Raw genomic sequence first — 11,262 nt, 5'->3', positions numbered from 1 at the left:
TTAATTACTCATTGCACCATTGTATTAGTTTTATAATGATTTAACTATAGTTTTAGGTGTGATGATAAATTAACTCTTCAGCTATAGTTTTAGATATAAAAAACGGAATCACTTGATTCCGCTTTTTAATCTGGCTTGATATTTAGAAATGGATATCTAAGCCAATATAAGGACCCTTGAAATTAAATTTAAGGTCATTTTTTTCGTAGTCGTCCAATTTAATGTCCAGAATACGGTAACCTGCCTTTAAGCCCACATCAACCAGTAGGTTATCGATAAAGTTGTACTGTAGTTCTGCCTGGGCATCGGTGATCTTGGCATCATTGAAGTTGCTATACAGCACTTCGCCCTTGGCAGTTAAACCTGTAAATGGAAGTTTTGCACCTGCTGTTGCATAGATCACAGGAACTGTCTTATCAATATCTGTTTTGCTGAGAGCAAGAGTGGTGACATGACCGTTCAGGGTGGTTGCACCCACACCAACATCTGCATTTACGATATTATCCAGAATTTCATAGTATAGAATGAAGTCTGCATGATCCATGTTAATGTCATAGACTGGTTGTCCAGCAACTTCATTTTCAGTTTGGGTTTTTAAATTTACATAGCGAATTTTGGCATTGGGAATAAGTGGAACAGGATGCTCGATTGCCAGTGATAGTTGGGCTGCACCTTTACGCTCAAGGTCCTGATCACTTGCCGCTGTCTGGGCAGCCATGTTGGCCTGACCATCGTAAGCCCAGTAACTTAGGTCACCCTTGACACCAATGACATCTGCCTGTGCCAAACCGCTTAAGCCCATTCCTAGAGCAAGCAGTGATAATTTTAATACTTTCATTGAATTTTCCTAATTAAGTCGCTAAAAAAGTAATGAATTGTTGTGAATTCATCTAAGATTGGGCGAATCATATAGTGATCCAGAAAAATATGCAGTAATCTAAATTTAATTTTTTAAAAAGGAAATAAAAAGGACAAATGCAAAAGGCGTAGGTGGAAGAGGATTTCACTTGAATATTTTATATGCTGGACGGCAATAATTTGACTATACGGTTAAAATAACATTCAGTTGAAAAATAATCAATTATTTAAAAAACATAATTTTTCAGACAGAAATTACAGTAAAAAGAAATAAAAACAGGTATTGTTCGGCTATTAAAAAGCAGAAAAACAAAATCCAATCTTTAAGGAAGATGGTTTGGTTTTTGCTTGTTTGTTCATGAAAATGAGAGGCCCACAAGGTTGAAATTTCATGCAAGCAAAACAGGATTTTTATGGCACTTTTCATGTCTGTTGGATAATAAAACCTAACGCAGTATGAAAAATGCCAGCGGTATATATTTAGGTGTCATATGGCAGATTCTCGTGAAAACTGGACATCACGATCTGGTTTTATTATTGCAGCCGTTGGTTCGGCTGTAGGTTTGGGTAATATTTGGCGTTTTCCTTATGTTGCCTACGAAAATGGTGGTGGTGCGTTTCTTATCCCCTATTTACTCGCACTGATTACAGCTGGTTTACCTCTTTTATTCTTGGATTATGCAACTGGTCATCGTGCGCGTAATTCACCACCCAAAGCCTACCGTGCCCTGTTTAAAGGCGGCGAGACGCTTGGCTGGTGGCAGGTGTGTGTCTGTATCATTATTGGTTTGTACTATGCCAGCGTCCTGACCTGGGCGGGAAGTTATATCTATTTCTCAGTCGGTCAGGCGTGGGGCAGTGATCCAGAAAGTTTCTTCTTCAATACCTATTTGCAGACTTCAAAGGCAACGGGTTTTGATTTTCAGTTTGTCAGTCACCTGTTTTGGCCAATTGTGGGAATCTGGGCGCTGACCTTGGTCATTCTATATGGTGGTGTAAAAAAGGGTGTTGAATTATCCAACAAGATTTTCATGCCGTTGCTGTTCGTACTGTTCACCATTCTTGTGATTCAGTCACTACGTTTGCCTGGTGCGGTTGAGGGCTTAAACGCATTCTTTACTCCGAACTGGTCTGCGATGATGGACTATAAAGTGTGGCTGGCGGCGTATGGCCATACATTCTTCTCGCTATCCGTTGGTTTCGGGATCATGGTGACCTATGCCTCCTATCTCAAGCCTAAAACCAATTTGACAGGTTCTGGCTTGATCGTTGGCTTTGCCAATGCGTCAACTGAAATTCTGGCGGGTATTGGTATTTTTGCGGCATTGGGTTTTATGGCGCATACCGCAGGCAAGGAAGTGCAGGATGTGGTCAGTGGTGGTATTGGCCTTGCATTTATTGCATTCCCAAAAATCATTTCAAGTCTGGGTGCGGGTGCTGACCTATTTGGTCTATTGTTCTTCTCCTCACTGTTTGTGGCGGGTATTTCTTCCATGGTCAGTATTCTGGAAGTGCCAATTGCGGCAATGCAGGACAAGTTGAAATGGGGCCGTAAGAAAGCAGTAACCATCATTGGTGGGGGCAGTGCACTGGTTTCAGTGATCCTGTTTTCAAGCGTGAATGCGATTAAACTGGTGGATATCGTCGATCACTTCATCAATAACATCGGGATTATTGGTGGCGCATTGATTTCAATTATCAGTATTGCGTGGTTTAAACGTTCAGCCCTGCTTGAGCTTCGTGACCATGTCAACCGTATTTCAACGATTCAACTCGGCAAGGGATGGGATTTTACCCTCACCGTGATTACCTCACTGATCCTGCTCACCACCTTAAGCATGACGGTATTTAATCTGGTGAAAAATGGTTACGATACCTACAGTATGAGTTTACTGGGCATCTTTGGATGGGGCAGTGTGATTTTCTGTGCTGTGGTTGCAATGGTGCTCAGCAAGATGAAAGATCGCTAGGAGTCTAGAATGAATACTTCCGCTATTATTATGATGATTGTTTCAATGGGTTTTATTTGGGGTGGGCTGGCTTTTTCCATTCTGCATCTGATGAAGCATCCAGAAGAAGCAGATGATGTTCTGGAAGATGTAAAAGACCAGCATACGCTTTAGTAAATGAGTAAAAAAACAGCCCTCAATGTAGGGCTGTTTTTTATACGAATTCAAATCAGGTGGAGATTTACAAGGGAATCGGCAGGACACAGCAACAGAAAGCATTCATGGGCTGGGTCGGATATGTAGCAAGGGTTTTGGCAGCCTGATGGCAACTGGAAAATTGTCGGTAGATCGCAGGCAGGCCTGAAATCAGTCCCTGTTTCTGGACAATATTTTTGACTGCACCTGAACAGGTCGTGCCACCATAAAGCTGACCCGCGGCGCATTTAAATCCCTTTATGGGTGAGAGGTGTTGCTGATAGGCTTCAATTGTTTTAATTGCCAGTGTATCGGTGAGTTTAGACAGAATCGCCATTTAAAATACCCATTATAATTGTATTTGACCTACTCAAATTAACTGATTTCCTGAAATAATTAGGTTAAAGCCTGTTTGCTTTTTATGATGAAAATGCTGCCAAATAGCAGCAATCGTAACCATTTAAATTGTTTGAATTAAATCAAAAAAAAAAGCAGGCTTTGAAGCCTGCTTTTTTATTAGCCTAATTTCTTAATCTGACAATAGTAGAAACCATCACCTGATTGTGCAGTTGGTAATAATTGACGACCGTAGTTCTGTTCAATGCCCCAATTGGCTTCGATTTTGATTTCCTCTGCATCTGCATGTTCCGCAAAGAATGCAGCCATTTGCTGTTCATTCTCAGCTTTTAGAATGGAGCAGGTGATATACAACAGCGTTCCACCAACTTTGAGCTGTTGCCAGATCTGTTGAAGAATCTGTTTTTGTAATTCAACTGTCTGTGCGATATCAGTCGATTGTCTGAGCAGACGGATATCAGGATGACGACGAATTACGCCTGTTGCAGAACAAGGCGCATCGAGCACGATACAATCGACGGGTTCTGGTGCCTGCCAAGTGGTTGCATCAGCTGTCACGATCTCAACATTATGTTGATCTAGTACAAGACGTTCTAAATTTTCAGAAACTCGCAGTAAACGTTTTGCATCATGATCAAGTGCAATCAGTTTTTTCGGGTTAAATCGCTCAAGGATATGTGCAGCTTTACCGCCTGGTGCAGCACAGGCATCGACAACCACTTGGTTATCTAAGTTCGGTAAAAGCATCGCGCACAATTGGGCATGTTCATCCTGAACAGAAAAGCCACCTTCTTCGAAACCAGGTAAATGGGTAATATTGCCCGTTTGTTCCAGAATAATACCCACATCTGAAAGCATACAAGGACGGGCATCAATCTGTTCTTCATCTAAAATATCAAGATACTCATCACGACTGATTTGACGTTCATTGACGCGCAGGGTCAGAGGGGCCACTTGTTTTAAGGCTTGGCATAGAGTTTCTGCTTGCTCAGGCCAATCTTTTTTAAGTCGCTTGAATAACCAGCTTGGTAAACCATGCGTATTATTCAAAGCGCTTTCAAATTCAGCTGTTTCACGTGAAACACGACGCAGAATCGCATTGACCAAACCACTCATTGGCTCAAAACCGAGTTGCTTAGCCGCATTTACCGTTTCTGAAATCGCAGCATGTACAGGAATACGCGTACATAAAATTTGATATAAACCTAGATATAAACAACTTTCTAGCGCTTCATTGTCCAATGGCTTCGTAAGTAAGGGTAAGGTAATTGCTTTTAAAGAAAACCATTGGCGTAAACAACCTAAAGTAAGTTCGTGATATAAACCACGGTCACGTTCAGAAACAATATTGATATGTTGATTTAAAACAGAAGCCAAAGATTGCCCGTTTTGAACCGCCAAAAGTGTTTTGACCACTTGTGCGCGCAGATTCAAATTTTTTGCAGATGATTGATTCGATTGGCTCATGGGAGAATTTGTCCAAGATGTAGTTTTTGAGTTTGGGCAATTTGGACAGCATTGAGCGCTTTACCACCTGACCACTGTAAACTGGTTAAGCACACGACACTGTTTTCACCACAAGCGACATGTACGCCTTGCTTATCAATTGCAAGAATTTCACCTAATTGAGCATTTGCTTTACTGATCTCGGAGCGCATTGAACTCCAAACACGTAAGGCGTTATTTTCATCCAATTGAATAAAAGCCACAGGCCAAGGGTTGAACGCACGAATATTGCGGTCGATTTGGATTGCAGTTTGCGTCCAATCAATTCGTGCTTCTGATTTCACTAATTTATGTGCATAAACCGTGAGGGATTCATCTTGAACTTCACGTTTTTCGATAAAATCCTGCAAGCTTTGCTCTGACTCAAGCACGGCACAAATCGCTTCAGCACCTTGAGTCGCCAATTTGTCATGCAAGGTTGCAGAGGTATCTTCTGCTGTAATTGGACAATAGGTTTTGTACATCATATCGCCTGTGTCCAAACCTGCTGCCATTTGCATGATGGTAATGCCAGTTTCTGTATCGCCTGTGGCAATCGCACGTTGAATTGGTGCTGCGCCACGCCAGCGGGGTAATAGCGAACCATGGATATTTAAACAACCATATTTAGGGGTATCTAAAACCGCTTGCGGTAAGATTAAACCATAGGCTGCAACCACCATGACATCAGCGCCTAGAGCAGCAAGTTCTTGTCGAGCTGCCAAACCTTCTTCAGTAGACGCTTTAAAATTCAAAGGTTGATAGACAGGTAAACTGTGTTCAAGTGCCAATTGTTTAACAGGCGATGGTGTTAATTTTTGTCCACGTCCTGATTTACGGTCAGGCTGGGTATAAACCGCAATGATCTGGTGTGATGTTTTTAATAATGCCGCCAATGCGGTTGCCGCAAATTCAGGCGTACCAGCAAAAATGATTTTCACAAATGGAATCCAAATAAAACTTATCGCAAATTATAAGCGAAAACGTGACGAGTCCCTAATTCACGGGCTGAATTGCATTTGTGTAAAAAAGATAGGCCTGTTGGTCATCAGTTAAACGATAACTTGTAGTATGATGGAAACAGCTCAGTATCATTTCGCCAGAGAGAATGTTCTATTCTTCTCGAGCACAAACTTGTTGGGAATCAAAAATGCCTGATTATCGTTCGAAAACATCAACACATGGAAGAAATATGGCTGGCGCGCGCGGTTTATGGCGTGCGACAGGTATGAAAGATGAAGATTTTGGCAAACCAATTATTGCGGTGGTCAATTCATTTACCCAATTTGTTCCTGGACATGTGCATCTTAAAGATTTAGGGCAACTGGTTGCACGAGAAATTGAAGCTTCTGGTGGTGTCGCAAAAGAATTTAATACCATTGCCGTTGATGACGGGATTGCCATGGGCCATGACGGGATGCTGTATTCACTACCATCACGTGATTTAATTGCCGATTCTGTAGAATATATGGTGAATGCACATTGTGCCGATGCAATGGTGTGTATCTCGAACTGTGACAAGATCACACCAGGAATGCTGATGGCTGCAATGCGCTTGAATATCCCAGTGGTGTTCGTATCTGGCGGTCCTATGGAAGCGGGTAAAGTCAAATTCCGTGGTGATGAAAAGGCAATCGACTTAGTTGATGCCATGGTCGTTGCAGCAGATGAAAGCTATACCGATGAAGAAGTTGCAGCATTTGAGCGTTCGGCATGTCCAACGTGTGGTTCATGTTCGGGTATGTTTACTGCAAACTCAATGAACTGTTTAACTGAAGCTTTAGGTTTATCATTGCCGGGTAATGGTTCTATTGTTGCAACTCACGCTAACCGCAAAAAACTATTCCTAAAAGCAGGTCGTTTAGTCGTTGAACTTGCGAAGCGTTATTATGAACAAAATGATGACAGCATTCTGCCACGTTCAATTGCAACCAAAGCAGCATTTGAAAATGCGATGACTTTGGATATTGCAATGGGTGGTTCTACCAATACCGTATTGCATTTGCTTGCTGCTGCACATGAAGCAGAAGTTGATTTCACTATGGATGATATCGACAATTTATCTCGTAAAGTACCTGTATTGTCTAAAGTTGCACCTGCAAAGTCGGATGTGCATATGGAAGATGTACACCGTGCTGGGGGTATCATGGCGATCTTGGGTGAACTCGATCGTGCTCACTTACTGAACACCTCTTGCCCAACGGTACATGAACCTACTCTCAAAGATGCTTTAGACAAGTGGGATATTATCCGCACTGAAGATGCAGATGTTTATGAGTTTTATCGCTCATCACCAGGTGGTGTTCCAACTCAAGTGGCATTTTCACAAAACCGTTATTATTCAACTTTGGATGGTGACCGTGAGAAAGGTGTGATTCGTAATGCTGAACATGCTTTCTCTAAAGATGGTGGCTTGGCAGTCCTTTACGGCAACATTGCTTTAGATGGTTGTATCGTGAAAACTGCGGGTGTGGATGATTCGATTCTTAAATTCACGGGAACGGCTCGCGTGTTTGAAAGCCAAGATTCAGCGGTTGAAGCGATTTTAGATCATAAGATCGTGGCAGGTGACATCGTTGTCATTCGTTATGAAGGCCCACGTGGTGGTCCAGGCATGCAGGAAATGTTGTACCCAACCAGTTACTTGAAGTCGAAAGGTTTGGGTAAGGACTGTGCCTTGATTACCGATGGTCGCTTCTCTGGTGGTTCTTCAGGTTTATCCATTGGTCACGTGTCTCCAGAAGCAGCGGAAGGTGGTGCAATTGGTCTGGTTGAAGATGGTGATACCATCCAAATTGATATTCCGAATCGTAGCATTCACCTTGATGTTGATGATGCAACCATGGCACATCGCCGTACAGCTCAAGAAGCCAAAGGTTGGCATCCAGCGGAAGAGCGTAAACGTAAAGTGTCTAAATCCTTGAAAATTTATGCGATGCACTCAACCAGTGCCGCAAAAGGTGCGGTACGAGTTTTGTAAGCCCATTCAGTCCCTTTTGATAAAAAAGGGACTTTTTTCTCATTTTATAATATAAGATACTGAATACACTTGATTCTCATTTGCCAGTAAACTTGAGAATATAATCTACTTTTCTATAAATTCATTACGCTTAGAGGCGATTGACATGTCTTTGTTACGTCGTTGGTTTGATCCCATCCGATCGAGTTGGTTCTATCAAAAACCCTCTCGTCAGGCGGTGTTACCCACGGAACAGGGTTTAACGATTTACCTTCGTTTGGATGATGTTTATAGCTATCTTGCAGTGCAGCAGCTTGATCAACTCAATGAGATCTTGAGTGATGAACTTAAACCCCTAAAAGTCATTATCTCAAGACAGGATGCAGAACCCCCGAATGGCATGTCCAGACAGGATTGGCAAAGTTACTGTCTAAATGATGCAAAAATCCTCGCCAAACAGCACCGTTTTGGTTTTGATGACACCCCAGAGATTCCTAGTGCAGAAGCTTTACAGCAGGCTGAGACAATTTTAAGAAATACCCCATTACGAGAACAAAATTTTCTGCATTTGCTTGAAGATGTGTTTCATATGCTGTGGCAGCAGCAATATGGAAAGTTGCGTACCCTGTATGCCATGGCAAGCCAGCATCAGGCGCCACAGGATTATCCTGAGCGTATCTTTAAAGATGTACCTGTAGCCGCCAGCTATTTCGAATTTGGCGAACGTAAATATCAGGCTGTAGATGATTTGCTGCGTCTAACCCGCCGTCTTAAACAGCAAAAACTGCTGACGGGCAATCCAATTTTCCTGATCAACCATATTGAATGGCGTGAACATCTGATCAATGATGGTGAGGCACTGGCAGAAGTTCAGGCATTGCAACCAGAGCTGGATTTGTATATTGCGCTTGAAGACCCGATGAGCTGGCTGTTGCTGGCCTATATCAAGGAAGAGCTGGCCAATTATTATAATATTCAATTGAGCGTTTATCCGCTGAGCTATCATGGGCGGGACTGGTTTGACTGGAGTCTGGCGACCCGTGTTTCCAAACGTACACAGGTGGCATTCACCCCATTCTGTCGTCCAACCAAAGAAGCCACCTATGAAATGGCGAAGCTCTTTTACAGTGTTGCAGAGGAACAGCAGGTGGATGTGATCCACCAGATTTTGGAAAGCGTATGGACACGAGGTAAGGATTTATCCTTTAAGGCGCATTTTCAGCGGATGCAAAAGCGCTTGCAGATTGAGCAGGTCACCGAACAGGATGTTGAGGCCTTATTAAAACAGAATGATGAGCTATGCCAGCAGAAGCACCAACCCGACTTTCCTGTACTGGAATTACGGATTGATGGGCAAAGCTATGTGTTTAATAGCCTGTATCGGGTATGGATGATTGAAAGTATTATCAGTAATGTGCTGGAAGAGAAATATAAGCAGGAAAGCCAAGAATAAATAAAAAAGGCAGCCTAAGCTGCCCACGATTTTAGTTTTTATCTTTTAAGCTAAACAACAAATTCAGGAAAATCGCTGCAAACGTTGCTGTGCCAATCCCACCCAGATTAAAGTTGCCAAATAGCAGTTCAAAATTGCCTGCACCTAAAATAATGGTCACTGAAGCCACAATCAAGTTTTTATTGTTGGAGAAGTCAACCTTGTTTTCGATCCAGATTTTCGCTCCAGCAATGGTGATCAAGCCAAACACCACGATGGAGGCACCTGTCAGAACCGCTGTTGGAATGGTGCTAATCACCGCGCCAAACTTTGGTGAAAGCCCCAGAAAAATGGCGAACACACCAGCGATTACAAACACAATGGTTGAATAGACACGGGTAACGGCCATCACTCCAATATTTTCACCATAGGTGGTCATGCCAGGCGCACCGACACTACCTGACAGGGTGGTGGCTAAACCATCGGCAACAAAGGCCTTGCCCAATTGTGGGGTCAGGTTTTCGCCTGTCATCGCTCCCACTGCCTTGATATGGCCTAAATTCTCGGCAACCAGAATCAGTGCCACAGGGGCAATAATCAGAATTGCATTCATGTCAAACGCTGGATGTGAGAAGCTTGGAATACCGAACCATGGCGCGGCTGCAATCTGAGAAAAATCAATGGCTTTGCCTAAGCCGAGCACATTGGTTGCAACAGCATAAAGTCCGTATGCAATCAATAAACCCACCAATAAAAGTAAACGCTGTAGCAGGCCTTTGGTAAACACCGCGATAATGCCCATACACAATACTGTGATCAGTGCCATCCACATTTCAAAAGGCTGTCCCGCCACACCCTTGATGGTCACAGGGGCAAGGTTGAGACCAATGATCATCACGATTGCGCCTGTCACCACAGGTGGCATCAGTTTTTCAATCCAGCGTGTGCCAGTCAGCATCACGGCAAAGCCAATCAGGGCATAGAAAATACCACAGGCCACAATGCCGCCGAGTGCAACTGCAAGGTTTGGATTGGCTCCTGATCCAGTTATGTGACCAGTTGCGGCTGCAACGACACCAATAAAGGCAAAACTTGAACCCAGATAACTTGGTACACGTCCACCCGTGATCAGGAAGAAGATAATGGTACAAATCCCTGACATTAAAATGGCAAGGTTGGGATTGAATCCCATCAGCAATGGGGCAAGTACAGTTGCACCAAACATTGCAAATGCGTGTTGTACCCCTAATACCGCACTTTGTAAGGGCGGTAAATATTCGTTTGTCGCAACAGGGCGATGATCAATCTTTCCCTGATACGGCTGCCATTTTGGAAACCAACTTGACATAGATAAACTCTTGATCAGATAAATCAGCCGCTATGATACTCTGCCTGATCTGCAACTTTCATCTGGTCATGTTGGGCAATGGCTGCAATATCGTGGTTTTAAATACTTATTTTTATCATTTGGTAAAATAAATTTAAAGCTAAGCACCTATATTCATTGTGGATTTACACAAAGTTGACTATTTCACTCAACAAATAAAAAAGATGGGTTTTTAGCAATAAAAAATGACTGAATAGACATGCGGCATCTGCAAGTGACTTTACAGGTGCCGCGCCAGCTTAAATGATTAACCTGTATTCCTTAACCCTGCCGCAATCCCAGCAATACTGACCATCAAGGCATGATCGACAGGGCTATGTTCAGTTTGGTGCTGTGCCAGATACAGACGACGACGCTTCATCAATTCTGCCTGTAATAAATGCAATGGCAATAAATATGGTTTACGCACCTGCATGGACTGGTCCAGCACTTCATTATTACTTAAAAGCTTAGACTCACCTTTTAGACTCAGCAGGGTATCCACCGCATTTTGCAGGCGTTGGCGTAGCTCAATCCCTAGAACTTTTAAGTCCTGATCTTGGGTGAGATGAGATTCATAGTACAACGCAATATCTGCATCAGATTTGGATAAAACCATTTCCAGCATATCAATTAAAGTTTGGAAATACGGCCACTGTTC

10 protein-coding genes are annotated in these 11,262 nt (G+C 42.9%); 4 read left to right on the top strand and 6 right to left on the bottom strand.

What is annotated here, in order from left to right:
• Positions 1-142 precede the first annotated feature (142 nt).
• Entirely contained in the window at positions 143-838 is a 696-nt protein-coding gene (locus B4H32_RS00390; RefSeq protein ID WP_286799031.1) for a TIGR04219 family outer membrane beta-barrel protein, read from the bottom strand.
• A 511-nt stretch (positions 839-1,349) separates the two neighbouring features.
• Here B4H32_RS00390 and B4H32_RS00385 point away from each other — a divergent pair.
• Together B4H32_RS00385 and B4H32_RS00380 are read left to right on the top strand one after the other, a co-directional pair.
• Entirely contained in the window at positions 1,350-2,828 is a 1,479-nt protein-coding gene (locus B4H32_RS00385; protein ID WP_004756837.1) for a sodium-dependent transporter, read from the top strand.
• A gap of 9 nt (positions 2,829-2,837) precedes the next feature.
• Positions 2,838-2,981: a methionine/alanine import family NSS transporter small subunit gene (locus tag B4H32_RS00380; RefSeq protein ID WP_004679217.1), complete on the top strand. Its 144-nt coding sequence runs from the start codon at positions 2,838-2,840 to the stop codon at positions 2,979-2,981.
• Between the two features lie 67 nt (positions 2,982-3,048).
• Here the strand turns inward: B4H32_RS00380 and yidD are convergent, their stop codons facing one another.
• The 3 genes from yidD to fmt all read right to left on the bottom strand — a co-directional run bounded on the left by yidD (position 3,049) and on the right by fmt (position 5,785).
• Positions 3,049-3,339 carry a membrane protein insertion efficiency factor YidD gene (gene yidD / locus B4H32_RS00375; RefSeq protein WP_004679216.1) on the bottom strand — a complete coding sequence of 97 codons (291 nt, stop codon included), beginning with the start codon at positions 3,337-3,339 and terminating at the stop codon, positions 3,049-3,051.
• A gap of 179 nt (positions 3,340-3,518) precedes the next feature.
• The gene (gene rsmB / locus B4H32_RS00370) at positions 3,519-4,826 is read right to left on the bottom strand and encodes a 16S rRNA (cytosine(967)-C(5))-methyltransferase RsmB (RefSeq protein ID WP_004756840.1); all 1,308 of its coding nucleotides are present in this window, start codon (positions 4,824-4,826) and stop codon (positions 3,519-3,521) included.
• The gene (fmt, locus tag B4H32_RS00365; protein WP_004756841.1) at positions 4,823-5,785 is read right to left on the bottom strand and encodes a methionyl-tRNA formyltransferase; all 963 of its coding nucleotides are present in this window, start codon (positions 5,783-5,785) and stop codon (positions 4,823-4,825) included. The genes rsmB and fmt overlap by 4 nt, the downstream gene beginning before the upstream one ends.
• A gap of 209 nt (positions 5,786-5,994) precedes the next feature.
• Here fmt and ilvD point away from each other — a divergent pair, with 209 nt between their 5' ends.
• Entirely contained in the window at positions 5,995-7,824 is a 1,830-nt protein-coding gene (gene ilvD, locus B4H32_RS00360; protein WP_034422650.1) for a dihydroxy-acid dehydratase, read from the top strand.
• 145 nt (positions 7,825-7,969) lie between these two features.
• Positions 7,970-9,256, top strand: coding sequence for a hypothetical protein (locus B4H32_RS00355; protein WP_004683677.1), 1,287 nt, complete (start codon positions 7,970-7,972; stop codon positions 9,254-9,256).
• A 31-nt stretch (positions 9,257-9,287) separates the two neighbouring features.
• Here B4H32_RS00355 and B4H32_RS00350 read toward each other — a convergent pair whose 3' ends face one another.
• Positions 9,288-10,583, bottom strand: coding sequence for a solute carrier family 23 protein (locus B4H32_RS00350; RefSeq protein WP_004756843.1), 1,296 nt, complete (start codon positions 10,581-10,583; stop codon positions 9,288-9,290).
• A gap of 286 nt (positions 10,584-10,869) precedes the next feature.
• Positions 10,870-11,262: phosphoenolpyruvate carboxylase (locus B4H32_RS00345; protein WP_286799030.1), on the bottom strand; the 393-nt coding region annotated here is incomplete at its 5' end.

The sequence above is a fragment of the Acinetobacter sp. UBA2063 genome (assembly GCF_002333245.1).
Lineage (GTDB): Bacteria > Pseudomonadota > Gammaproteobacteria > Pseudomonadales > Moraxellaceae > Acinetobacter > Acinetobacter parvus.
The sequence above is the reverse complement of the archived record's forward strand: the minus strand, read 5'-3'. Positions and strand labels throughout refer to the sequence as shown.